The organism is Venatorbacter sp. C2-1 (assembly GCF_022832715.1).
Lineage (GTDB): Bacteria > Pseudomonadota > Gammaproteobacteria > Pseudomonadales > Oceanobacteraceae > Venatoribacter > Venatoribacter alkanivorans.
The window spans coordinates 1,107,395-1,132,547 of sequence record NZ_CP094879.1; the positions used below are offsets into that span (position 1 = coordinate 1,107,395).

The window sequence follows — 25,153 nt, forward strand, 5'->3', positions numbered from 1 at the left end:
CACAGCCGATTAGGAAGTAAATAGCTTAACTATGAATATCATTATTGTTGGCCGCCGCCATGGTGAATCTAGAACCTACACACTGAGTGCTTCTGCACGCACAGTGATGTTTGGGTTCCTGTTCGCTTTGCCTTTTGCGATGGGAGTCGCGGGCTACTGGCTGGCTGAGCGTCTGGCTGATGAGGGTATTCTTGATCTTAACGCTGCCAAAGCCTGGGAGCGTGACCTCAATATGCAGCGTCAGGAGCTGCAGCAAATCCGCAAACAGACCGATCAAGAGCTGGAAGCGCTGACTCTGCGTCTGGCTGAGCTGCAGGCCAAGTTACTTCGTCTGGATGCTCTTGGTGAGCGTCTTGTGGATGTTTCCGATCTTAATTCCGAAGAATTCGATTTCAGTATGCAACCGGCCGTTGGCGGCCCGGGCACGCTTGGTGAAGCCTATCAGGTTCCTGAAATCAATGAAGTGCTGAATGAGCTCGCTGAACGTATCGACAGCCGTGAGCAGCAGCTCGAAGTGCTGGATGATCTGATGTCGGCCAATAAGCTCAGTGCCGATACCTTTGTAGCCGGGCGTCCGATTACCAAGGGCTGGATGTCATCTCGCTATGGTAAACGTACGGATCCGTTTACAGGCCGTCTTGCCTGGCATGGCGGAGTCGATTTTGCCGGCAAAATGGGCGCTGACATCGTTGCCGTTGCCTCAGGTGTTGTTACCTGGTCCGGCCCGCGTTACGGCTATGGCAATCTGGTCGAAGTTAACCACGGCAATGGCTATAAAACCCGTTATGCACACTGCAAAGAGCTGAAAGTTGCTCTTGGAGATATTGTCCGCAAAGGTGATGTTGTTGCATTAATGGGAAGTACCGGACGTTCAACCGGCCCTCACGTTCACTTCGAAGTGTATAAAAACGGTCGCACAGTCGACCCGGCGGCGTACATTCACCGCACTCCTCAGTAATCTTTCTGTTTCAACACGCTTGTCATCATTCTGGGTTATAAGTAGCCTTTAGCACTTTGGCCCAGCGCCTTATTTTGTTTCCCGGATAATGATAATTCCATGATTGGTAACCTTTTTCGTAAAGTCTTTGGCAGTAAAAACAGCCGCGAACTCAAGCGCATGGGCAAACTGGTATCCCAGATCAATGCCTTTGAAGAATCTGTAAAATCCCTCTCTGATGAGCAGCTTAAAGCAAAAACAGCGGAATTCCGCCAGCGCTTGAGCGATGGTGCGTCACTGGACTCCCTGCTACCCGAAGCTTTTGCCGTGTGTCGTGAAGCCGGCAGTCGGGTTATGGGGATGCGCCATTTCGACGTTCAGCTGATCGGTGGTATCACCCTGCATGAAGGCCGGATTGCTGAGATGCGTACCGGTGAAGGTAAAACCCTGGTGGCAACCCTGCCGACTTACCTGAATGCCCTGACCGGCAAAAGCGTTCATGTTGTAACCGTGAACGACTATCTGGCCCGTCGTGACGCCGAGTGGATGCGTCCGCTGTACGAATTTCTGGGTATGAGTGTGGGTATTGTTGTTCCCGGGCAGAACCCGCTGGAAAAACGCGAACAGTACAAGGCTGATATCGTTTACGGTACTAACAACGAGTTTGGCTTCGATTATCTGCGCGATAACATGGCTTTCTCTCTGGCCGATAAAGCGCAGCGAGAACTGTATTTTGCCATTGTCGATGAGGTGGATTCGATCCTGATCGATGAGGCCCGTACGCCGCTGATTATTTCTGGCCCGGCGGAAGACAGCTCTGAGCTGTACCGTAAAATCAATAAGCTGATTCCTAAGCTGGAACGTGGTCAGGCTGCCGATGAAGGTAATGAGGCGGCTTCGGGTCATTACTTCGTGGATGAAAAGCAGCGCTCTATTGAAATGACCGAAGAAGGACATGAGTTTGTTGAAGAGCTGTTAACCAAAGAGGGCATTCTGAAAGAAGGTGAAAGCCTTTACGCCGCCGGCAATCTCAATCTCCTGCACCATGTGCATTCTGCGCTGAAGGCTCATGCGGTTTATCAGAAAAATGTCGACTATATCGTGCAGGGCGGTCAGGTGGTCATCGTTGATGAGCACACCGGCCGTACCATGCCAGGCCGCCGCTGGAGCGAAGGTCTGCATCAGGCGGTTGAAGCGAAAGAAGGTGTGAATATTCAGAACGAAAGTCAGACTCTGGCTTCGACCACTTTCCAGAACTACTTCCGTCTGTACGAAAAACTGGCCGGTATGACCGGTACTGCAGATACTGAAGCCTTCGAATTTCATCAGATTTACGGTCTGGATGTGGTGGTTATTCCAACCAATAAAGCCGTTCGCCGGATCGACTATAACGACGTTATTTACGCCACTCAGAAAGAAAAATTTGATGCCGTTATTGAAGAAATCCGTGAAGTAACCGCACAGGGCCGTCCGGTTCTGGTGGGTACTGCATCTATTGAATCATCAGAATATATTTCGCATCTGCTGACGCAGGCGAAAGTTGCTCACAATGTTCTGAACGCCAAAGAAAACGCGCGCGAAGCACAGATTATTGCTGAAGCCGGTAGTCCGGGTGCGGTGACGATCGCTACCAACATGGCCGGTCGTGGTACCGACATTATGCTGGGCGGTAACTGGGAAGCTGAAGCAGCGGCGCTGGAGAATCCGACCGACAGTCAGATTGCAGCGATTAAAGCCGACTGGCAGAAGCGCCACGATGCTGTTCTGGAAGCCGGTGGCCTGCATATCATCGGTACCGAGCGTCATGAATCCCGCCGTATTGATAACCAGCTGCGTGGTCGTGCTGGTCGTCAGGGGGATGCAGGTTCCACCCGTTTCTTCCTGTCGCTGGAAGATAACCTGATGCGTATTTTCATGTCTGAGCGTATGCGCAGCATGATGCAGGCGCTGGGTATGAAAGACGGTGAATCCATCGAGCATAAGATGGTGACCAATGCCGTTGAGAAAGCTCAGCGCAAAGTAGAAGGCCGTAACTTCGATATCCGTAAACAGTTGCTTGAATACGATGATGTGGCTAACGACCAGCGTCGCGTGGTCTACAACCAGCGTAACGATATTATGGCGATGGAAGATATTTCTGAAATCATCACCAATATCCGTAAAGACGTTGTTAATGAAGCCATCGATGGTTATATCGCACCACAAAGTCTGGAAGAGCAGTGGGATATTGCCGGCCTTGAAAGCCACCTGAAAGCTGAGTTCGATGTCGAGCTGCCGGTGCAGCAGTGGCTGGATAACGAAGATAAATTGTACGAAGAAACTCTGCGCGAGCGTATTCTGGAAGCAGTACAAAAAGCCTATGACGAAAAAGAAGCGACCGTAGGTGCCGAGCCAATCCGCATGTTTGAGAAGCAGGTGATGCTGCAGATTCTCGATAACCTGTGGAAAGAGCATTTGGCGACCATGGATCACCTGCGTCAGGGCATTCACCTGCGTGGCTACGGCCAGAAAAATCCAAAGCAGGAATATAAGCGTGAATCCTTTGGCCTGTTCCAGGAACTGCTGCGTAATATCAAGCACGAAACCATCCGTATTCTGTCCCACGTAAAAGTGCGTCAGGAAGAAGAAGTCCGGGCGATGGAAGAACAGCGCCGTGCGGCGGTGGAAGCCCAGGCACAACGTGCGCAGTATCAGCATGAAGCTGCTGAGTCTCTGTCAGGTGGTCAGCCAGAGGTTGATAGTGGCGACGATCAGGCACAACCTTTTGTGCGTGATGAAAAGAAAGTCGGCCGCAACGAGCCATGCCCGTGCGGTTCAGGTAAAAAATACAAACATTGTCACGGCACTTTGTCGTAAGCAAAAGTCGGAAGGCGTAAGCAAAAAAATGGCAGTTAATTTCACGGTTTTTGAAGATTTTAAAGCGGTAGATGGCGTTCGTCTTGGTGTGGCACAGGCGCATGTGCGCTATGCCAACCGTGACGACATGGTGGTGATTGAGCTGGCCGAGGGAACAACCGTTGCCGGCGTATTTACCACCAACGCATTCTGTGCAGCGCCGGTGCAGATCAGCAAAGTGCATCTGACAGATACTGCTCCGCGTTACCTGCTGATCAATACCGGTAATGCTAACGCCGGTACAGGTCCGCAGGGCTATGCTAATGCGGTTCGCAGTTGCGAAATGCTGGCGGCAGCAACTGCTGTACAGCCGGCTCAGATTCTGCCGTTTTCGACCGGCGTGATTGGTGAGCCGCTGAACATGGCGGCGTTTGAACGTGGTATCCCGGCAGCACTGGATAATCTCAGTGCCGATAACTGGGCCCGTGCTGCCAAGGGCATCATGACCACTGACACCCTGCCAAAAGGTTACAGCACCCAGTTTGAGGTTAACGGTAAAACCGTCACCATCACTGGTATGTCCAAAGGCGCCGGTATGATCATGCCGAACATGGCGACTATGCTCGGTTATATCGCTACCGATGCCGGTATCTCTCAGGCGCTGTTGCAGTCCTGGTGTAAAGAGCTGGCCGATTGCTCGTTTAACCGTGTGACCATCGATGGTGATACCTCAACCAATGATTCCTGCATGCTGATGGCCACCGGCCGTTCCGGTGTGCAGATCAATGATGTTGCCAGCCCGGAAGCACAACTGGTCTTTGCCAAACTGAAAGAAGCCTTCCAGATTCTGGCTCAGGCGATTGTTCGTGACGGTGAAGGGGCCACCAAATTTGTGACCATCGAGGTCGGTGGTGCAGCCAGCCAGAAAGAAGCGCTGGACGTAGCTTATACCGTGGCGCACTCACCGCTGGTTAAAACCGCGATGTTTGCATCCGATGCGAACTGGGGGCGTATTCTGGCTGCGGTCGGTCGTTCCGGTGTACAGGATTTTGATCTGGAGAAAGTACAGATCTTTATCGATGACGTGCAGATCGTGGAAAACGGGGGCCGCTGTGAGTCTTATACCGAAGAAGCCGGCGCTGCTGTTTTTGCCCTGACTGAGTTCCGTGTCCGTATTGAGCTTGCGCGCGGAGACTTCCGCGAAGAGCTGTGGACCTGTGACTTCTCGCACGAGTACGTAACCATCAACGCCAACTACCGCTCCTGATGAAGACGGTGCATGTAGCTGTAGCTGTCGTGGTCGTTAATGACCACGATATTCTGATTGCCCGCCGCCCGGATGACAAACATCAGGGCGGGTTGTGGGAGTTTCCCGGCGGAAAAGTAGAAGCCGGTGAAAGTGTCACGGCGGCTCTGGTGCGCGAGCTGGATGAAGAAGTTGCACTGAGTGTGACGGAGCAGTCTATGTCACCTTTGCTGCAGATCCCTTTTGATTATCCGGATAAAAGCGTGCTGCTGGATGTGTACTGGGTCGAGGCGGATATGAATTCCGCCTTGCTGGCTCACGGTGCAGAAGGCCAGGAAGTTCGCTGGCTGCCTTTCACCCGCCTGGCAGAGTTTGAGTTCCCGGCGGCGAATCAGCCAATTCTCAATGCTGTTTGCGCCCGTCTGGGCTGACGTTTTCCTCTTACTGACCCAGTGACAGAAATGGCCACAGGGTCAGGCCCAGAACCAGAAGCACCGCAATCAGCGTCATGATCAGCTCAGCGGGTTGCTCCAGCCAGCGCTGCAGCATGCTCTGGGTGTTGCCTTCCTGTTGTTGCTGTTCATATTCGCTGCGTATACGCTGCAGGCGTTCCTGCTGATACTGATCAAGTAAACCGCGCGCCTGTTCATAGTCGTCATTGTGGCGAAGCCAGATGGCGGCCACAGAAATACGCCAGCGGCCTTCGTCGGTTTCGTAAAATTCTATTCCGGCATCCTGCAGGAGGGTGCGGACATCTTCTGCTTCATCTTCATTAACGCCATTGAGGCGGAACAGCAGCTTGGCCATAGTGATCTTCAGTTCAGAAATTTGTGCTTATTGTACCTAAAGTGCTGGCATAACTTCCGGCTAAATCCGGCCGCGAATGGCGGGCATAAAAAAGCCGCCAGACCCGTAGGTGGCGGCTGAAGCTCTGAGAGTGTGCACTTCTCAAATTGGATAATCCAATGCTAGTTCAGGATCTGCAAATGCGCAAGTAAAGATCTGGTCAGTTACATGGGATACAGGCTATTGCACCGTTGGCGGATTTTCGCCAGACTGGGTCATCCGGCTGAGGCTGGCGTATGAATGACTCACTAATAGATAAGTATAATAATAATGAGTAAAACCCTACCGGATCAGATAGCTGATCTGTTGATTTCCCTTATTTTTACCGGCGATCTGCGGGCCGGTGAGAAGTTGCCACCTGAACGTCAGCTGGCAGAGTTCCTTGACGTTGATCGTACTTCCTTACGCATGGCACTACGTACCTTAGGGCGTATGAACGCTGTACGCAGTGTGCAGGGTTCAGGTATCCGGGTCGGTGATGTGCGCCGTGATATGGGCCTGGATTTTCTTGATAATCTGTACCGCATACCGGAGCTGGAACTGGGCGGTGAACTGTTGCTGGCCGGACTGGAATTATTCAACCGCGCGATTCCGACGGCTATCCGTCTGGCTCTGGAGAAACGTGAGCGCTCCGGAGGAAGCCCGGAAGATGCGGTTATTCCGCAGCTGGTGCAGCGTATGTATCAGGGGCTGAACGAGGGAATGCCGATGAGTGACCTGGCTGATCTGGAGGTGGAGATGATCGACACCATCATGACCGCGACCGGCAATCTGGTGCTGCAGGCTTCATCGACTAGCTCCCGCCGCATCCGCAGCTTGCTGACTCAGAAATTGTTTGAACAGATTGATGTACGTGCCCATCTGGATCATCAGGTGCAGATGCTGATGCGCACCCAGCAGGGGGATTACCGGTTGGATGAGATGATTCAGCAATACCAGCAGTACATCGATACTCTGACTAAACCGTTACGTGAGCATCTGAATAACATTCCGGAGCAGCCGCGTTTATTGCGTTCACCGCTCCACAACGGGCGCAATATTATCAGCCTGCGCCATCTCACGGGCTCTTCCTGAACGCCGCAGCCACCAGGCCGCGCCGATAATCAGCAGGCTCAGGACATACAGCGGCCACAACTCCCAGATCATATAAGGCGTTTTGCCCTGACGCATTTCTGCGGTTCCGCTCAGGGTTGCCCTTTGTTCATAAGGCAAACGTGACATCATCCGGCCTTTGTTATCCACCAGAGCGGTAATGCCGGTATTGGTCGAACGCAGCAGCCAGCGTCCGGTTTCCAGTGCGCGCATTTGCGCCAGCGCCATATGCTGTTTCGGCCCCAGAGAATCGCCAAACCATGCATCGTTGCTGACCGTAATCAGAAAATCGGCATCCTGTGCCATACGGCTGACCAGCTGTGGATAGGCAATTTCGTAGCAGATATAGGGTGCGACCAGATACAGCTCTTCTGTGCTTTCTGAATGCTTACCGACTTTCAGCAGTGGCTGATTCGCCGGCCCATGCAGGAAGCTGGACATATCCAGATCAAAAAACGGAATCAGTCCGCGAATCAGCGCCTGCAGGGGAACATACTCACCGAACGGCACCAGATTCTGCTTGTGGTAGATGCCTTCGCCGTTGCCGAAGGCGATCACGCTGTTATGAAACTGTCCGGCCAGTTCGTGGCCACGGGGGTAGCGGTAGGGAATGCCGGTAATCACTGTAGTGCCGGTTTCCTGTGCCTCAATCGCCATATCATCCATATAAGGCTGGAACTGATCGAGTAGCAGCGTCATGGCGGTTTCCGGCCACAGAATCAGGTCACTGTCCCAATGCTCGCTGGTCTGCTGGAAATAGGCATTGATGGTTGGGCTGATCCACTCACGCTGCCATTTCTGATCCTGAGGAATATTGCCCTGTACGGCGCTGACTTTCAGCTCACCGGTTTTATGGGTCCAGTCCTGCTGCTCTAACAGCAGGCCAGCAGGCCACAACAGCAGCACCAGCAGGAAAGCCGGCTGATGTGTCTGCCAGAAACGGTAGAGTGCGGTCACGCTCAGTACACAGATAAAAGATAATCCGTAGCTGCCGAATACCGGTGCCCAGCCGGACAGCCAGGTGCCGAGGTGAGCATCGCCGGCAAACAGCCAGGGGAAGCCGGTCATAAACCAGCTGCGGAACCATTCGTGCAGAAACCAGAATACCGGAATCGTCAGCCAGGCCAGACTCTGGCCGAGAAAGCGCTGGCGCAGGGCAAACCAGAAACCGGGGAAGGTGGCTAGAAAGGCGGCAAACAGGCCGATCATCAGCACGGCGAGCAGTGCAGGCGTTCCGCCATGGTCATGCATGCTGACGTAAATCCAGGAAATACCGACCGAGAATTTGCCCAGACTGAACCACCAGGCGGTGGCAAAGGCAGAACGTGCATTGTCCGTCTGCAACAGAAAATGCACGAACACCGCAATACTTAACAGGCCAACCGGCCACCAGAAAAGGGGAGCCAGGGCGAGTGGAAACAGCGCACCCGCCAACAATAACAACGCCCGCGCAGCCCAGCCTGCCATAGCTTTACCTGATTATGAGATGTGTGAGGGTTAATGCGCCGGCTCAGCCGGCGTCGATGGGCGTTACTTCCAGCAGGTTGATCTGTCGGCTGGTACCGTTGACCACCTTGAACTGCCATTGTTCGATGCGGATGCTTTCATTGCATTCCGGCACCCGGCCAAAGTGATGTACCACAATGCCGCCAATGGTATCGAATTCGTCGTCCGGAAAACGCGCACTGAAGTGTTCGTTGAAGTCGTCCACCGGGGTCAGGGCTTTGACCATGGTAATGCCGTCTTCCACTTCTTTGATCATGCTGTCTTCTTCATCGAAGTCGTGTTCGTCTTCAATGTCACCGACAATTTGTTCAAGCACGTCTTCGATGGTAACCAGACCGGCAACTCCGCCAAATTCATCGACCACAATCGCCATATGATTGCGGGTTGCACGGAATTCACGCAGCAGCACGTTCAGGCGTTTGCTTTCCGGAACGAAGGTTGTTGGGCGTAACACCTCTTTCAGGCGGAATTCTTCACGATTTTCGTTAAGGATTAATGGCAGCAGGTCTTTGGCCAGCATAATGCCCAGCACTTCGTCCTGGCCTTCACCCATCACCGGGAAACGTGAATGCGCAGATTCGATGATCTGCGGCAGATAATCTTTGAGCGAATCGTTGACGTTGATGGAAGTCATCTGCGAGCGCGGAATCATAATGTCCCGCACCTGCATTTCAGATACCTGCAGAGCGCCTTCGAGAATATTGAGGGTTTCGTTATCGACAATGCTGCGCTCGGCAGCCTCGCGCACAATAACCTTGATGTCCTGACGGCTTTGCGGGTCGTCGGAGAATAAATCAGTCAGTCTTTCCAGCCAGCTACGATGCTGGCCCGATCGGTCTTCGCTCATGGTGCCTCATCTGGATAAGGATCAGGGAATCCCAGTCCGGCCATAATCTGGCGTTCCAGGTCTTCCATAACTTCTGCTTCGTCGTCCTTTATATGGTCGTACCCCAGCAAATGCAAGCAGCCATGCACGACCATGTGGGCCCAGTGGGCTTCGGCGGCTTTACGCTGTTCTTCACTTTCCTGCTGTACCACCTGAGCGCAGACGATCAGATCGCCCAACAGTTCGATCGGTACCTGCGGTGGCGCTTCAAAAGGGAAAGACAGCACATTGGTGGGTTTGTCTTTGCCACGGTACTCGTTGTTCAGTTCCTGGCTTTCTTCTTCTGCGACCAGACGAATCGTCAGTTCCGGCTCGGCGAAATTGGTGCGGCCGCTCAGTGCGGCGCTTGCCCAGAGTTGCAGCTGCTCTTCGCCGGGCAGCCAGGCCTGGTAGCCTTCCAGCTCGTCGGCAAGCTGCACATCAAGCAACAGGTTCATACCGCATCCTCGTCGTTCTGCTGTGCAGCCAGACGGGCGGCCTTACGTTCTTCGTCGGCCTGCTTTTCTTTTTCGTCGAAGCGGTCATAGGCATCAACAATCCGCTGTACCAGCGGATGGCGAACCACGTCGGCGTTGGTAAAGCGGGTAATGCCGATGCCGGGAACGCCATCGAGCACTTCCAGACCGTGTTTCAGGCCTGAGTAGACGCCACGTGGCAGGTCGACCTGAGTAACGTCACCGGTGATCACCGCTTTGGAGCCAAAGCCAACACGGGTGAGGAACATCTTCATCTGTTCTTTGGTGGTGTTTTGCGATTCGTCGAGGATCACAAACGAGTGGCTGAGGGTACGGCCACGCATATAGGCCAGCGGTGCAATTTCAATCACATTGCGTTCCAGCAGGCGGGCAACCTGTTCAAAGCCCAGCATTTCATAGAGTGCGTCGTACAGCGGGCGCAGATAAGGGTCGATCTTCTGTGCCAGATCGCCGGGCAGGAAGCCCAGTTTTTCACCGGCTTCAACCGCAGGACGCACCAGCAGGATGCGCTTCACTTCGTCACGCTGCAGTGCTTCGACAGCGGCGGCAACGGCGAGGAAGGTTTTACCGGTACCGGCCGGGCCCACACCGAAATTGATATCAAACTCACGCACGCGCTGCAGGTAGTCAAGCTGGTGCGGACCGCGCGGCTTGATGATGGCCTGTGGCGTTTTAATGGTGCGGCTGTCGTAATCGGATTTGGCTTTGCGTCCGGCGGCCTGCTCGCTGCCGTCTTCCTGCAGCAACAGATGGATCAGATCTGGCGTGATCGGCGTGCCATTGGCGGTTTCGCGGTACAGGCGCTGAATCAGCAGGGCGGCACGCTGTGCCAGCTTCACCTTACCTTCGATAGTGAATTTATTACCGCGGTTATAGATTTCCAGCTCGAAGTGGTCGGCAATCTGCTCGATATGGCTGTCAAAATGGCCGCACAGATTGGCCAGACGCTGTGCATCATCCGGTTCCAGTGCAAAGCTGGTGCTGTGGCGGTTGGGGCTGGCGCTTTCAGTCTCGGCAGGCTGAAGGGCCTCGGTGGATTCTGGTTGCTCAGTATCTTTGCGGGTCAATGAGAACTCTCTCTGTGGGCTTTTGTTTATGTGGCCCGGCTCTGGCCTGGCCACATAAATCACGAATGAGGTTAGTAGGCTAACTCTGGATTAAGCAGGATGCCACGCAAACTGTTTGGGTACGCATCCTCGATGCTGACTTTAACGAATTTGCCGATCAGGCTGTGATCGTCGGCCTTGAAGTTCACCACCCGGTTGTTTTCGGTACGGCCCTGTAATTCGCCCGGATCTTTACGTGATACGCCGGTAACCAGAATGGTTTCTTCACGGCCTACCATGCGGCGGCTGATCTGCTGCGCATGCTGCACGATACGGGCCTGCAGAATCTGCAGACGCTGCTTTTTCAGCTCTTCCGGCGTGTCATCTTCCAGATTGGCGGCCGGTGTTCCCGGACGCGCACTGTAAATGAAGCTGAAGGAGGTGTCGAAGCCGATACGGTTGATCAGGTTCATGGTGTCTTCGAAATCTTCGGCGGTTTCACCCGGGAAGCCGACGATAAAGTCTGAAGAAATCGAAATGTCCGGGCGCAGTGCTTTGATGCGTTCGATTTTATCGATGTACATATCGATTTCATGGCCGCGTTTCATCGCCGCCAGAATGCGGTTGGAGCCGCTCTGTACCGGCAGATGCAGGTGGCTGACCAGTTCCGGCACTTCGGCGTACACGTTGATCAGGCTGTCACTGAATTCCAGCGGGTGCGAGGTGGTGAAACGGATACGGTCGATGCCGTCGATATCGGCCACCAGAGTGATCAGCTCCGCCAGATCGGCCACTTCGCCATCGCTGGTGTCACCGCGGTAGGCGTTAACGTTCTGACCCAGCAGGTTAACTTCACGTACGCCCTGATCGGCCAGAGCCTGAACTTCTTTCAGTACATCGGCCAGCGGACGGCTGACTTCTTCGCCGCGGGTGTAAGGCACGACACAGAAAGTACAGTATTTGGAACAGCCTTCCATGATGGAGACAAAGGCAGAACAGCCTTCTACTTTCGGGGTCGGCAGATGATCGAATTTTTCGATTTCAGGGAAGGTAACGTCCACCACCTGAATGGCATTGCTGGCCTTGTTCACCATATCCGGCAGACGGTGCAGGGTCTGCGGACCGAACACCATATCCACGAACGGAGCGCGTTTGATGATGGCATCGCCTTCCTGTGAGGCGACGCAACCGCCGACGCCGATTTTCAGATCCGGATTCTTGGTTTTCAGGCCTTTCCAGCGGCCCAGTTCATGGAACACTTTTTCCTGGGCTTTTTCGCGGATCGAGCAGGTATTGAGCAGAATAACGTCCGCTTCTTCCGGGTTATCGGTCAGCTCCATCTTATGACTTTCGCCCAGCATGTCGGCCATGCGTGATGAATCGTACTCATTCATCTGGCAACCGTGGGTCTTGATGTACAGCTTTTTCACCTGGTCAGTCATGAGGGAGTTTCCGGCCTCGTCAGCGGTTTATACAAAAGGGGCAACATTATACTGTCCCTGCTCAGTTAGTCACCAGTATCCGTCGGCTGTCTGCATCCTGTCTTGCCCGCCCGTGTTACAATTGCTCTCTTTTTCTTTGTCCGGTGCTTTAACCGGCATTTCAGGTCGACAAGCAGGCACCATGAGCAGTAAAGACAAGCAGGAACCGACTTACCGTATTGTGTATCAGCAGCAGGGCGATGTGGTTGAGATTTACGCCCGCTACATCTATCAGAGTGATCTGCATGGTTTCATTGAGGTGGAGCAGCTGCTCTTTGGCGAGCGTTCTTCTCTGGTGGTTGATCCTGATGCCGAGAAGCTGAAAGCCACCTTTGCCGATGTAAAACGCACTTTTATTCCGATGCACAGCATCGTGCGCATTGATGAGGTGGAAAAAGAAGGCAGCCCGAAAATCAGTAAGGGCGAAGGTTCGAATATTTCGCACTTTCCGACCCGTTTTCTGCCACCGCGTGACGAAGACGAGTAAAATCTGAGCGGCGAAAGAGCACAAAAAAGCCCGGATTACCGGGCTTTTTTGTGGCCAGTGGCCAGGATTAACGGTTACGCATCAGGGCTTCAATCGACGCCGCATATTCACCAGCCTGTTCATCCAGTGGCTGATGACGGATGTCTTCATGTTTGAGTGCGACGCTGATGCGGTACAGCCAGCGTTCCATGCGCAGGGCAATGGCTTCGGCGTCATCTTTGCTGGCATCCAGAATTTCGTTACTCAGGTTGGTGATCACTTCGGCATGCTGAGCGGCCTTTGTGGCGGCTACGGTCGCCTTGGCGATGGCACCCTTGGCACGCGGTGTTTTGCTGATCAGCGCCTGAGCCTGCAGCAGGGATTTCTGCGCGGTATCCCAGCTGATCGGAGCAACAGAAGCGCCACCTTTGTTTTTGATACGTTCGAGATGATCTTTAACCGGCTGCAACTGGATGTACTCGATGGTGGCAACCTCAACGCGGTGCATCTCCGCTAACAGCAGTTTCTGTCCGGCATCGGCTTTGATGGTCTGGTGGTCTTCCATCAGATCAATCAGTTTTACCAGTTCTTCTTCAATGGCCAGATAGTCGGCCGGGAAGTACTGATCGGCCTTGATGTCTTTCAGCACCTGACGGTGATCCAGAGTTGGCTTCAGCTGTTTGAGAATGTCTTTTTTTACATTCAGGCCGGCCTCAACGGTTTTCAGCGAGGTCATGGCGACGGTTTTTACAACGCCATCGGGCTCGCCGCTGGTCAGCATTTCCTGTGCTTCCAGCAGTTGTTTCTGTGCCAGCTCAAGGTGGCGTGGGGCGTAAAAACGCAGGTTTTCGCTTTTGCCCAGCTCAATTTTGGATTGTGCGTGCTGGATGGTGCGGGAGGCCGATTCGTCCGCCATCGCAGCGTCACGTTTGGCATCGAGGCTGATGGCATCAAAGTTAGCGATTGGCGTGGCGCAGCCGGACAGCAGTAACAAACCGCAGCCGGTGATCAGGGTGCGGGTAAAGAGTGAGTGCATGGTAATTCCCCGGAGTTCTGTCAGTGTTTGTTATTAGACCCTGATGTTAACACCATTTTTCACGCTGACTGAACGTTTACGGCGCAATCGGTGCCAAAGGGTAAATACAGAATTTGTCATCACTGCCCGGCGATATTGTGCGGCTGCTTCTTGTCACTGTCATGCAGCCCTGCTATATAACGGATATAGCCAAGCATAAGGGAGGTTCGTCAGACTCATTGCCACGCAGGCTCCATTTAATCATGGTGAATACGGAGTGATCCCTATGAATGCAGAGATGCAACCCTTGTTTTGGCGTATCAGTGATCAGGACCAGAGCGGTTTCGAAGCCGTAAGCCTGTTAATGCCTGCCGGTACCGCCGGTGAAGATCCGGCAGAATTTCCCACCGAAGTCAGTTTCCGTTCCAACCGCAGCAGTCATCATCCTGTCGACCTTCGCTGGTCTGAAGAAGATTCCGATCTGTTTATGAGTTTGCTTGATCGCCTTATGGAGCCAGAAGAGGAGGGCGACATCGAGGTGGATATCAGCGATGGTGTGATTCAGGGCATTGTGCAGCTGGTGGCGCTGGCGCGCTTCAAAACGCCGTGGCCGACTGACGAACTGGTAGGGGACGATATTATTACCGAGCGCGAAGAGCTGGAGGTGGGTGATCTGGTGGCGCTCAATACCAAATATGGTTTTGCCCTGGCGATTATCGTCGGACTGGATTCGATCGATGCGACCTGTGTGCTGCTGGACGCGCTGATGGATAACGACCAGCTGCTGATTCCGGATCACAGCCTGCTGATGGTAAACCGTCTGTGTGTGTTGCCGGCGTCATTTGCGGAGGCCGATCTGGGCGAGGATGCCATCATTCATTAACTGATGGCTCGCCCGGATGACGGTGGTTCAGGCGCTCTGTCGTGCCGTGGCGCGGTTGCGCTTCTGGGTCAGAGTCAGCTGAGTCAGCATGGAATAAAAATCACTGCCGCTGTTACGTACTGCCGGAGTCATCGCGGCACTGGCTGGCATCGTGGTGGTTGATTCTGACGCCTGAGGTAAGCTGTTCGACATGGTATGTCTCCTTAGTTAGATTTGAATCAACGAGAGTGAACGTTCATTCAGGGTCTGGCGTTTAAAAAAAGGCCTTGTGGGCCTGTTTTGTTCATCCGGCTGTTACGCTTTGATGGCGTCCCAGCACAGATTCAGCAAATCTTCGGCTTGCACCGCCTGTGGAAACATCTGCGGTGATAGCTGTTGTTTCTTGGCCATCATGGTCAGACTGCCGAAAGTCATGGTGGTGATGATTTCATCCGGCAGGTCTTTGATCAGCATCTGGCTTTTGCCCTCGGCCAGCAGCCGGGTCAGCGCTTTGTTCATCGGCTCCAGTGCTTTTTCCCGTTGCAGCTCACTGATGGCTGGTGAGGCTGACAATTGTTCCATCAGTGCACGGTCTCTGGGATGCTCACGCATGTAACGGTAAAAATTTCCCCAGAAGCTGTAAAACCTTTTCTTGATACAGGCACTTTCGTCATAGCCAGCCATGCAGTGGCTCGCCATTACTTCGGTCAGATGCAGAAACAACTGCTGCACTAATTCTTCTTTGGTCTCGAAATAGCGGTAGATGGTACCAGCACCGCAACATGCATGCTTTGCGACCATCGCCATAGGGCAGGAGTGTAATCCCTGCTCTGCAATCAGATCGGCGGTGGCTTCCAGAATTTGCTGGCGTTTATCCATGTTCTTTCGTGTTTCGGACTGAACGTTCATTCTGTTCCTCTTCCGGCGCGCAGACAAGTCAGATTTGTCCCACTGATGCACCAGTCTGTTGTTCTCATAATCAGGATGTTGTAACCGCGTCACTCTGCTCTGCCGGAATGCGGCACAGCGCAAGATTGGCCAGCAGTGCCGTGCACAGCATGACCGCCATCATCGGCAGTGGTGTGCCGTTATGCAGGTGGCCCCAGATCAGGCCAAACAAAGCGCCACTGCAGAAAACACTGACGCCGGTCAGAGCAGTGGCTGTTGCACTGATATCACGGAAATAATGCAGGATGGTTGCCGTGGCATTGGCTGAAATCAGGCCGAGTGAGCCAATAAACAGCATCATTAAAGGCAAGGTCAGGGACAATGAGGCCTGCTGGGGATATGCGCTAAACAGCAGAACCAGCAGCAGCGCACTACTCAGTTGCAGACTGAGTCCGGCCCTGAGTATCTGCTGGCTGTCGAAACGGCGCAGCAGCAGTATATTCAGGCGGTTCATTGCCATCATGGTCAGAACGTTGGCGCCAAACAACCAGGGGAAGTGTTCGGCATCCTGCTCAAAGTAATCCAGATACAGGTAAGGCGAGGCGGTAATAAAGACAAACATGCCAGTGGATGCCAGTGCCTGAGCCAGAATAAAGCGGCGAGCACGGACATGTCTGATGACCCGCAGGTAGTCACGCACCGGCAGACGTTGCTGACGTTTGTGTGGCGGATGACTTTCTTCCAGCTGCCAGACGAGAATGATCAGTACCAGCACCGCATAGATGGTCAGTGTCTGAAAAATGGTGCGCCAGCCGGCAAAGGATAAGGTCAGGGCGCCGAGCATCGGTGCTACCAGCGGTGCCAGCATCATAATCATGGACACCAGTGATAAGGTTTTGGCGACATCCGCCCCCTGAAAACGGTCACGGACGATGGCGCTGGAATTAACCGTTGCCAGCCCACCGCCGATGGCCTGCAGGAAGCGCAGTGTCAGCAGTGCCTCAAGCGAAGTTGTCAGCATCAGTGCAGCGCTGCTGAGGGCAAACAGAATCAGGCCGGTGATGATCAGGGGACGGCGGCCGTAGCGGTCAGACAGAGGTCCGCCACCGAGCTGACCAAGTGCAAAGCCCAGCAGGTAACTGCTGACGGATAACTCCACCAGGTGGATGCTGGTCTGCAGATCGCCGGCCATTGCCTCCATCGCCGGAAGATACATATCAATGGCCAAAGGCGAAAGTGCTGTCAGCAAGGCCAATAGCAGAGGAAGTGGCAGTGTAAGTGCGGGCATAGTGTTACCGATAGAGGCTGCCGGGCGCTGCTCGGCGAAGATAATGTCAGACATGGTCTGCAGAATGAGTATTTTAGCCCTAATGCCTTGCTACAGTGAGAGGCGGGGTGGAACGGATTGTTCAGGTTATCTGTCGGCGGACATAACAAGGGCCTTCCGTGGAAGGCCCTTGTATGGCTTTACTGCAGAGTGTTGCGATTATTCAATCAGGCGCCCTATCAGGAAACCGTGTGCACCACGATCGCTTTCTGTGGTGTTAAGCAGGCGTAGTAGTACCAGCTTGCCATTGGCACTGACATAACCGTCCAGTGTTGTTTCGCTGTCGTACAGTTTTATGGCGGAGGCCGAGCCGAACTCAGCCGCCAGCGGGTCATCACTGGAGCTATAGTCTTCGCTGCTGCGGACAACGGTGAAGTTGGTATTACGTAGTCTGACCTCTTGGTTATTGACCGTAACCACCGGCGCTGCCGGAGTGCTGCCAAAGCTCAGGGTACCGCGGATCAGATTGGCGGAAGAACCACGGTCATTGGCATCAACAGCGTATTCAACGCCGCGCAGTTCATAGGTTTTACCGGTAAAGTCAGCCGCTATGAGGGTCGAGTTATCGATGGCCAGACCAATATAGCGCTCATTGACCAGGGTTTTTACCGGTGTGCTGTTATAGCTTCCTTTGGATGTTGTTCCCATTAATGTCGACATAAATAACGCTCCATTGGGAGTCGCTATCCCTTCCATAATGGCATTACCACCGTCAGGCAACAGGGCTGCTGCAAGGCTGCTTGGAATACGGAATTGTCCGCTCTTGCTGCCGTCGATAGCAAAAATTGCCTGGCGTTCACTGGCAGGAGTCTGCGGATCATTGCTGGGAGATTCTTCGCCTGAGAGAACGGAAAAGCTGCCAAGACTCTCAGAGTAGACGCCGCCAGACAGTTCTATGTCATGGCTGTAACGACTGCCAACCCGGCCGGACCCACTGAGGCCGGGGTCAGACTCCATGGTGGCGGTGATGACGGACGGCGTACCACTGTCTTTCGTGATGTTCCAGCGCTGCAGCTCTGAGACCAGCGCATGTGCAAAGGTTTCATCCGTCGCCTGAGACAGGACAATCACCCCATAATCGTTCTGGAAACTGTCCTGGCTGAAGTTGCCGTTGTTTTTAACAAGCAGCAGGTTTTCGACATCAAAGTCACGGTACCTTAGCTGGCTGGTATCAGCACTGCCGTCAGCCTTGGCGGCAAAGCCTTCGCTGTGGTTCATATTCAGCGCCAGGTAGCTGCCGGTATCGACGGGCATAAAGGTCAGAATGTTGGAGTAATCGTAACGGACAACTTCATTACCCTGACCATCTGTATCCTGTTCAACCGAGGTTGGATCGTTGATGGTAATCACGCCCTGAGCATCGACCTTGCCGTCCAGGGTAAAGTTTTCACTATCGACTTGTGGTACCAGTTGTCCGTCCGTAACAGACTGGGCTGCACTGCCGGGGCCGTTAAAGAAACTGCCGTAGGGATAACGGTTTTCCAGCCGCCAGCTTTCGGCCGAACCTTTGATGTTTAAGCTGAAGGCGGATGGATCACTGGCCGACGCCGTTACACTCAGTCCGGAAACCAGATTCAGATCAAAATCAAACTCCGTCTGCTGATTACTGAAAGCGCTGCTGCTGAACATCTGGTTAGGAATATAAATCCGGTAATTACCGGCCAGAGCGGCTGCGGCCCCGGCTGCGGCCCGGATTTTTACTGTAACCCTGTCTATGTCATCGTAGCCTGCAGCATCCTTGGCGCGCAGAGCAAAAACCAGATCGCCGCTGGCTTGTGGGGCAGTGAAGCTGGTGGTTAAGGCCGTGGGAGTATTCAGGTTGACGGGAGTGCCGGATACCTGAGTCCATTGGTAGGTCAGATTCGTACCGCTGATCAGGTTGCCGGTCAGTGTTACGCCGGCCTGATTCGGTGTGGCGCTCAGGTCTGCGCCGGCATCAATTTCCGGCGGATTAATATTACTGACACCGCTGTTGTTATCGGCACTGTCTTTCTCGTTGCTGAGGCTGGTGGTGATGCTCCCCGGAACATTACCGTTAGCCGCAGCAACGGCATTGGCAGCGGCGAGAATAGCGGCAATATTCAGTTCACCGGTATCGGTGCCGTTCCAGTAGAGCTGACCACCATTGGCGGTAAAATTCTGGGCAAAAGTGCTGAGCACCTGCTGGATGCTTTCACCACGCTGCCCGGCCAGCTCGGCGAGGGCGGCAGTTATCAGACCATAGGCGATGCCGGATGGATCATCGCTGTTCTGTGCTGAGGTCGGATCCAGAGGGGAGGTCAGCAGAAGATCCACGGCGCCGACTTTATCTGCGCTCAGGCCGAACAGCTGCCGTACCCGGTTATTCAGGCGGCGTATCAGATCCGCGTTAACACTACTCTGAGCGGCACTGTATTGGGCAGCGATGTGTGTCAGTGACGTGATATTGGCGGTATAGCTGTTGTCTTCCAGGGATGAAGTGCTGATCGAGGGCAGCAGGGCGGACATTTCAAAGTCGGTAGCCAGATCGAAGGTTTCACCGAAGTCGATGGCTGCAGAGTCGGGATTATTCGTATTGCGGTCGTCAGGAATAACAGGGTAATCACCACAACCGGAGTTGGCATCGCAGATCATTTCAGCGCCTTCCTGCCAGCTTATTTTTACCAGAGCAGGGCCGTTATAAGCCTCTTCTGAGGTGGCTGTCAGATTGTAGCGACCTTCCAAATCGGTTGTGCCGGTTGCGAATGCTGTCTCTTCAATATTTCCATTGATCAGACGGAAGAGTTCAGCCTTGGCACCTATGACGGTTCCTTTGACGGCGAGGCCTGTCAGGCTGACACGTTCAACAGTCACTGCTTCGCCGGCCTGACCATCGCCACCTGAACCGTTATCACTGGGTTCGTCACCGGAACTGGTACTTGAGCCGCTACAGGCGGCGAGTGATGCTGCTAACAACAGAGAGATAGACGATGCGAGGGGATGCAATTTCATGCAGGGCTCCGGGTCGACTTAAGTTTCAGTTGAAAGAGTATAGTGAGAGATTTGGGTAAAGTGCGACAGTCATTCACCGGATTGCCCAGATGGTTGATTCAGGTTGGCCTATATTGCTGCAGATAATAAAAAAGCGCCCTGAGGCGCTTTTATTCTTTGCAGTATGTGTGCGGGAGTTTTTCCTGTCAGGCTTCACACATTAAAGCGGAAGTGCACTACATCGCCGTCTTTAACGATGTACTCTTTGCCTTCTAAGCGCCATTTACCGGCTTCTTTGGCACCGGCTTCGCCTTTGTACTGGATAAAGTCGTTATAACCAATCACTTCGGCACGGATAAAACCACGTTCAAAGTCGGTGTGAATCGCGGCGGCTGCGCGTGGTGCGGTATCACCGATTTTGATGGTCCAGGCGCGTACTTCTTTCACGCCGGCGGTGAAGTAAGTCTGCAGACCCAGCAACTCGTAACCGGAACGGATTACACGGTCCAGACCCGGTTCTTCCATGCCCATTTCCTGCAGGAATTCGAGTTTGTCTTCATCGTCCAGCTCGGAAATTTCGGCTTCGATCTTGTTGCAGACCACCACAACGGAGGCGCCTTCTGACTCGGCAATACCACGTACCACATCGAGGTGAGGGTTATTTTCAAAGCCGTCTTCCGCCACGTTAGCGATGTACATGGTTGGCTTGATGGTCAGCAGGTGGAAGGTGCGCGCCAGCTTGCGCTCGTCGTCGTTCAGTTCCAGCATGCGGGCGGTTTTGCCCTGTTCGAAATGCGGAATCAGACGTTCCAGCAGTGCTTTCTGCGCAATGGCGTCTTTATCACCACCTTTGGCAACGCGGGTAATACGCTGCAGCTGCTTCTCACAGGATTCCAGATCGGCCAGTACCAGTTCGGTATTGATGATGTCGATGTCGTCGGCCGGGCTGACGCGGTTGGCAACGTGGATCACGTTGTCGTCTTCGAAGCAGCGCACAACGTGGGCGATGGCGTCGGTTTCGCGGATATTGGCGAGGAACTGGTTACCCAGGCCTTCACCTTTGGACGCGCCGGCAACCAGGCCAGCAATGTCCACAAACTCCATCGAGGTTGGCACAACACGCTCAGGTTTTACGATGGTCGCCAGTTCATCCAGGCGCTTGTCAGGCATGGCAACCACACCGGAGTTGGGTTCAATGGTACAGAACGGAAAGTTCTCGGCGGCAATACCGGATTTGGTCAGTGCATTGAACAGTGTGGATTTGCCGACGTTGGGTAAGCCAACGATACCGCATTTAAAGCCCATAAAAGTATCCTGTGATCCGTACTGCTGCCGTAACAGCGTTAAAATTTGGCGGGTATTTTACCCTTTAAATGAATGAAGTCGATTCATGGCTTTGGCCAGGTCGCCGCCCAGTACATCGGGCAGAACGCGTAAGGCTTCATCGATCACCGCATCAATGGCCTGTTGGTCGCTCTTGCTGGCGCGGCCCAGTACATGGCCGGTGACCTGGGATTTGTCACCAGGATGACCAATACCGATACGCAGGCGGTGAAAATTCTGATTGTTGCCAAGCTTGCTGATGATATCGCGCAGGCCATTCTGGCCACCGTGACCGCCGCCAAATTTAAATTTGGCTGTGCCGGGAGGTAAGTCCAGCTCGTCATGAACCACCAGAATCTGTTCCGGTTTCAGCTTATAAAAGTTGGCCAGCGCCTGTACGGCCTGTCCGCTGAGGTTCATAAAAGTCGTGGGAATCAGTAACCAGCAATCCTGCCCGCCGAGGCGGCCTTTACCGGAGCGACCGGAGAATTTTTTGTCCGGGCTGAGACTGATGCGTTCATTCTGCGCCAGGCGTTCAACCAGCCAGGCGCCCGCATTGTGACGGGTATGCTCGTATTCGGCGCCGGGGTTGCCCAGGCCTACGATCAATTGAATAGGGTCAGACATGATGTCGATATCCGATGATAAAGAATCACCAATAAAAAAGCGGGGACCAGCCCCGCTTTTTTGCTACAGCAACCGGAATTACTCGGCAGCTGCTTCTTCTTCGCTGTCGCCGCCTTTAGGAGCGATAACAGTAACAACAGAAGTGTCGTGCTCTGGGCCGTGAGACAGAGCCAGAGACTCAACGCCTTTTGGCAGTTTCAGATCAGACAGGTGGATCACGGAGCCAGCTTCAACGTTGGCCAGATCTACTTCGATGAACTCAGGCAGGTCGCCAGCGTTACAGATGATGTCCAGGCTGGTCAGCTGGTGAGCGATTTTGCCACCACCGGTTTTCACGCCTACACAGCTTTCTTCATTGATGAAGTGCAGAGGTACGTGAGCTTTGATCTTGGTGGTTTTGCTTACACGCAGGAAGTCAGCGTGCCAGATCAGAGCTTTGGATGGGTGACGCTGCAGATCTTTCAGAACAACCTGCTCGGCTTTTTCACCGATAGTCAGGGTGATCACGCTGCTGTAGAACGCTTCGTTTTCCAGTACTTTGTTCAGCTCGTTAGCTTTCAGAACGATGGCTTGTGGCTTGCGATCGTTACCACCGGCTTTACCACCGTAAACGATGGCTGGTACGGCGTTTTCGCGACGCAGGCGGCGGCTCGCACCTTTCCCCGCATCTTCGCGAAGTTCAGCTGACAGATTAAATTCTGACATGGGTATTTCCTCATGGTTTTGACATAAAAAGCCGTTTGAGCTTGCGACCAGCTCAAACGGCCCGAAAAATCGTTTTGTATGCTGTTATGGCTTAACGAAACATCGCACTGATGGATTCTTCGTTATTTACCCGGCGTACAGCTTCAGCCAGCAGACCAGCAATGGTCAGTTGGCGGATGCGGCCAATGGATTTAGCAGCTTCAGACAGCGGGATGGTGTCGGTAACAACCAGCTCATCCAGTTCAGCACTGGCTAGACGCTCAACAGCGGGGCCGGATAGTACAGGATGTGTACAGTAGGCGACAACTTTTTTCGCACCGAACTCTTTCAGAGCTTTGGCTGCGTGGCACAGGGTGCCGGCGGTATCGACCATGTCGTCAACCAGTACACAGGTACGGCCGGAAACATCACCGATAATATGCATAACTTCAGAAACGTTGGCTTTTGGACGACGTTTGTCGATGATCGCCAGGTCAACGTTCAGCTGCTTAGCGATTGCGCGGGCACGAACAACACCGCCGATGTCCGGAGACACAACGATCAGGTCTTCGTAAGCCTGACGCTCAAGGTCATCAATCAGTACCGGAGAGCCGTAGACGTTATCAACAGGAACATCGAAGAAGCCCTGGATCTGGTCAGCGTGCAGGTCAACGGTCAGAACGCGGTCGATGCCGGCAGTCGACATCATGTCGGCAACTGCGCGGGCACTGATTGGCACACGGGCAGAACGCGGACGACGATCCTGACGGGCATAACCGAAGTAGGGAACAACCGCAGTGATACGGCTGGCTGATGCGCGGCGCAGGCCATCGGCCATCAGCAGGATTTCCATCAGGTTATCGTTAGTCGGTGCACAGGTAGGCTGGATGATAAACACATCCTTACCACGCACGTTCTCATTGATTTCGATGGTTATTTCACCATCACTGAACTTGCCAACAGTGGCTTCGCCAAGGGGAATATCGAGACGCTCAACAACGAGCTTAGCGAGCTCCGGGTTAGCGTTACCGGTAAAAACCATCAACTTAGACACAGTTGTCCCCTTTGATGTAATTGTTCAATGATGGAAGGAAAGAGAATTGGCTGAGGTGGTAGGACTCGAACCTACGAATGACGGGATCAAAACCCGTTGCCTTACCACTTGGCGACACCCCAGCAACTTTTAAGACGGTCCGAATAATACCTTATGTGCAGGTGATTGGTTAACACCCTTAGCCACAAAGACCTTATATTCGGCCGGTAACTGCGCAGAAACACTGATGGCTTCTGTTTCAGAGCCGAAGCTTGAGAATATACAAGCTCCAGTGCCCGTCATCTTAGCAAAGGAAAATTTATTTAGCAAATTCAATGTGTTACCAACTTCTGGATACAACATTGAGACTATTGCCTGGCAGTCATTTCTGCCCCCTTGCCTCAGCGCGGTGCGAATATTAATGGGGTCCGTATCCCTTGTCAAACCCTTATGTGAAAAAATTTTTCCTGTATTAACATGGACTTGCGGGCACACCACCAGATACCAGGGTTCGTCCAGCTCCGGTACCGGGGTCAGTATCTCTCCCACGCCTTCGGCAAAGGCCGCTTCACCCCGCACAAACACTGGAACGTCGGCTCCGAGCGTGAGTCCGAGTGACGCCAGTTCGTCGAAAGACAGTTGCAGATTCCATAGCTGATTCAGTGCCAGCAGGGTTGTGGCTGCATCAGAACTTCCACCGCCAAGACCGCCACCCATGGGCAATTTTTTATCCAGCCGGATATCGGCACCCAGTGTTTTTCCGGATGTTTTTTCAGATTTTTTTTGCAGCAGGCGGGCGGCGCGGATGATCAGATTGTCTTCGAAGTCGACACCTTCAATGGCCGGGCTCAGTGTCAGGTCGCCATCGTTGCGTAATTTAAAGTGCAGCTCATCACCATAGTCAACGAACTGAAACAGGGTCTGCAGGTTATGGTAGCCGTCATCCCGGCGTCCGGTGATGTGCAGCATCAGGTTCAGTTTGGCCGGCGCTGGTACGCTCAGCCAGCCAGTGTTTTCAGGCAGTTCAGCCATTAACAGTCCACTCTTTGATCGAAAATACAAAACGGAAATCGTGGCCGGATATTTTAATCAGGCCGGGCAGCCAGTAATCGCCATGCTGCTGGTAGCGGGAGAAACGGATATCCCAGCCATGCTGTTGCAGATGCGTGAGCAGGCCATGCTCATCGTACTTGCCGGTTGCCGCCGCATTGGGGCTGGCCTGGCCTTTTACCCAGTAGCGGATGTCGGTCACCGGAAAATTCCAGCCCATATGAGCAAGCATCAGTTGCTCGGGCGTGCGCGCGCGCTGTGGTTTGTCCCAACCGGGTAAGGTCAGCTCAGCCTGGCGGGCATTACCCTGCAGACGGGAAGCGCCGGAACCGAAGGGGCCGGAAATAAACAGGTCATAGCTTTGTTTATCCTGTTCCCAGGTCAGGTAGCCGGTGACACTGTCATCAGGTGAGGTCACCGATAATTTACCGCGCACCTGCCACTGTTGCAGGTGATTGAGGCTGCTTTGCAGGTTCTGTTTGCCGCCCTCTGGCTTCGGCAGCAGGCTGCTGCAGCCGCTGAGCAGCGTCAGCAGGAGCAGTGTTGTAAGCGTGGTTCTGATGGTCATGGCAGGTCTG

At 53.7% G+C, this 25,153-nt stretch carries 24 protein-coding genes and 1 tRNA gene; 7 read left to right on the forward strand and 18 right to left on the reverse strand.

The features are described 5' to 3' along the window. Nucleotides 1-31: 31 nt before the first annotated feature. From MT343_RS05035 to mutT, 4 genes are all read left to right on the forward strand, one after another. Entirely contained in the window at nt 32-958 is a 927-nt protein-coding gene (locus MT343_RS05035) for a M23 family metallopeptidase (RefSeq protein WP_145469570.1), read from the forward strand. Between the two features lie 99 nt (nt 959-1,057). Next, nucleotides 1,058-3,793 carry a preprotein translocase subunit SecA gene (gene secA / locus MT343_RS05040; RefSeq protein WP_145469569.1) on the forward strand — a complete coding sequence of 912 codons (2,736 nt, stop codon included), beginning with the start codon at nt 1,058-1,060 and terminating at the stop codon, nt 3,791-3,793. Between the two features lie 28 nt (nt 3,794-3,821). After that, on the forward strand, nt 3,822-5,039 hold the full coding sequence (gene argJ / locus MT343_RS05045) for a bifunctional glutamate N-acetyltransferase/amino-acid acetyltransferase ArgJ (RefSeq protein WP_145469568.1): 1,218 nt from the start codon (nt 3,822-3,824) through the stop codon (nt 5,037-5,039). Continuing rightward, a complete protein-coding gene (mutT, locus tag MT343_RS05050; RefSeq protein WP_145469567.1) occupies nt 5,039-5,449 on the forward strand; it encodes an 8-oxo-dGTP diphosphatase MutT in 411 nt (136 codons plus the stop codon). Before argJ ends, mutT begins: the two co-directional genes overlap by 1 nt. Before the next feature lie 10 nt (nt 5,450-5,459). Here the strand turns inward: mutT and MT343_RS05055 are convergent, their stop codons facing one another. Next, the gene (locus tag MT343_RS05055; RefSeq protein WP_145469566.1) at nt 5,460-5,825 is read right to left on the reverse strand and encodes a DUF6164 family protein; all 366 of its coding nucleotides are present in this window, start codon (nt 5,823-5,825) and stop codon (nt 5,460-5,462) included. Between the two features lie 309 nt (nt 5,826-6,134). Between MT343_RS05055 and MT343_RS05060 the strand changes: the two genes are divergently transcribed. Continuing rightward, nucleotides 6,135-6,938: a FadR/GntR family transcriptional regulator gene (locus MT343_RS05060; protein ID WP_145469565.1), complete on the forward strand. Its 804-nt coding sequence runs from the start codon at nt 6,135-6,137 to the stop codon at nt 6,936-6,938. Here the strand turns inward: MT343_RS05060 and lnt are convergent. From lnt to miaB, 5 genes are all read right to left on the reverse strand, one after another. Next, a complete protein-coding gene (lnt, locus tag MT343_RS05065; protein ID WP_145469564.1) occupies nt 6,879-8,423 on the reverse strand; it encodes an apolipoprotein N-acyltransferase in 1,545 nt (514 codons plus the stop codon). The two genes, MT343_RS05060 and lnt, sit on opposite strands and share 60 nt — an antisense overlap. 43 nt (nt 8,424-8,466) lie before the next feature. Then, on the reverse strand, nt 8,467-9,309 hold the full coding sequence (locus tag MT343_RS05070) for an HlyC/CorC family transporter (RefSeq protein WP_145469563.1): 843 nt from the start codon (nt 9,307-9,309) through the stop codon (nt 8,467-8,469). Further along, a complete protein-coding gene (ybeY, locus tag MT343_RS05075) occupies nt 9,306-9,785 on the reverse strand; it encodes an rRNA maturation RNase YbeY (protein WP_145469562.1) in 480 nt (159 codons plus the stop codon). Before ybeY ends, MT343_RS05070 begins: the two co-directional genes overlap by 4 nt. Continuing rightward, nucleotides 9,782-10,891 carry a PhoH family protein gene (locus tag MT343_RS05080; RefSeq protein ID WP_145469561.1) on the reverse strand — a complete coding sequence of 370 codons (1,110 nt, stop codon included), beginning with the start codon at nt 10,889-10,891 and terminating at the stop codon, nt 9,782-9,784. Before MT343_RS05080 ends, ybeY begins: the two co-directional genes overlap by 4 nt. A 71-nt stretch (nt 10,892-10,962) precedes the next feature. Next, nucleotides 10,963-12,312 carry a tRNA (N6-isopentenyl adenosine(37)-C2)-methylthiotransferase MiaB gene (gene miaB, locus MT343_RS05085; RefSeq protein WP_145469560.1) on the reverse strand — a complete coding sequence of 450 codons (1,350 nt, stop codon included), beginning with the start codon at nt 12,310-12,312 and terminating at the stop codon, nt 10,963-10,965. Between the two features lie 181 nt (nt 12,313-12,493). On the opposite strand from miaB, the gene MT343_RS05090 reads away from it, so the two are divergent. Beyond that, nucleotides 12,494-12,838 (forward strand): DUF1820 family protein, encoded by a 345-nt coding sequence (locus tag MT343_RS05090; RefSeq protein WP_145469559.1) that lies wholly within the window; start codon nt 12,494-12,496, stop codon nt 12,836-12,838. Nucleotides 12,839-12,905: 67 nt separating this feature from the next. Here MT343_RS05090 and MT343_RS05095 read toward each other — a convergent pair whose 3' ends face one another. Continuing rightward, nucleotides 12,906-13,853 (reverse strand): hypothetical protein, encoded by a 948-nt coding sequence (locus tag MT343_RS05095; RefSeq protein ID WP_145469558.1) that lies wholly within the window; start codon nt 13,851-13,853, stop codon nt 12,906-12,908. A 265-nt stretch (nt 13,854-14,118) separates the two neighbouring features. Between MT343_RS05095 and MT343_RS05100 the strand changes: the two genes are divergently transcribed. Then, complete coding sequence (locus MT343_RS05100) at nt 14,119-14,715, forward strand: hypothetical protein (protein ID WP_145469557.1); 597 nt, start codon at nt 14,119-14,121, stop codon at nt 14,713-14,715. Between the two features lie 27 nt (nt 14,716-14,742). Here the strand turns inward: MT343_RS05100 and MT343_RS05105 are convergent, their stop codons facing one another. The 11 genes from MT343_RS05105 to lolB form a co-directional block, all read right to left on the reverse strand. Continuing rightward, complete coding sequence (locus MT343_RS05105) at nt 14,743-14,907, reverse strand: hypothetical protein (protein ID WP_186435952.1); 165 nt, start codon at nt 14,905-14,907, stop codon at nt 14,743-14,745. 102 nt (nt 14,908-15,009) lie between these two features. Further along, entirely contained in the window at nt 15,010-15,603 is a 594-nt protein-coding gene (locus MT343_RS05110) for a TetR/AcrR family transcriptional regulator (protein WP_145469556.1), read from the reverse strand. Nucleotides 15,604-15,673: 70 nt separating this feature from the next. Then, on the reverse strand, nt 15,674-16,924 hold the full coding sequence (locus MT343_RS05115; RefSeq protein ID WP_145469555.1) for a multidrug effflux MFS transporter: 1,251 nt from the start codon (nt 16,922-16,924) through the stop codon (nt 15,674-15,676). Nucleotides 16,925-17,068: 144 nt separating this feature from the next. Further along, entirely contained in the window at nt 17,069-19,879 is a 2,811-nt protein-coding gene (locus MT343_RS05120; RefSeq protein ID WP_145469554.1) for a PKD domain-containing protein, read from the reverse strand. A gap of 192 nt (nt 19,880-20,071) precedes the next feature. Then, complete coding sequence (gene ychF, locus MT343_RS05125; protein ID WP_145469553.1) at nt 20,072-21,163, reverse strand: redox-regulated ATPase YchF; 1,092 nt, start codon at nt 21,161-21,163, stop codon at nt 20,072-20,074. A gap of 57 nt (nt 21,164-21,220) precedes the next feature. Continuing rightward, a complete protein-coding gene (gene pth, locus MT343_RS05130) occupies nt 21,221-21,808 on the reverse strand; it encodes an aminoacyl-tRNA hydrolase (RefSeq protein ID WP_145469552.1) in 588 nt (195 codons plus the stop codon). A 78-nt stretch (nt 21,809-21,886) separates the two neighbouring features. After that, nucleotides 21,887-22,513 carry a 50S ribosomal protein L25/general stress protein Ctc gene (locus MT343_RS05135; RefSeq protein ID WP_186435951.1) on the reverse strand — a complete coding sequence of 209 codons (627 nt, stop codon included), beginning with the start codon at nt 22,511-22,513 and terminating at the stop codon, nt 21,887-21,889. 91 nt (nt 22,514-22,604) lie between these two features. Beyond that, entirely contained in the window at nt 22,605-23,546 is a 942-nt protein-coding gene (locus tag MT343_RS05140; protein ID WP_145469550.1) for a ribose-phosphate pyrophosphokinase, read from the reverse strand. A gap of 47 nt (nt 23,547-23,593) precedes the next feature. Further along, nucleotides 23,594-23,668 (reverse strand) — tRNA-Gln (locus tag MT343_RS05145). A gap of 7 nt (nt 23,669-23,675) precedes the next feature. Then, on the reverse strand, nt 23,676-24,557 hold the full coding sequence (ispE, locus tag MT343_RS05150; protein ID WP_145469549.1) for a 4-(cytidine 5'-diphospho)-2-C-methyl-D-erythritol kinase: 882 nt from the start codon (nt 24,555-24,557) through the stop codon (nt 23,676-23,678). Further along, entirely contained in the window at nt 24,550-25,143 is a 594-nt protein-coding gene (gene lolB, locus MT343_RS05155; protein ID WP_145469548.1) for a lipoprotein insertase outer membrane protein LolB, read from the reverse strand. Before lolB ends, ispE begins: the two co-directional genes overlap by 8 nt. Between the last annotated feature and the right edge of the window lie 10 nt (nt 25,144-25,153).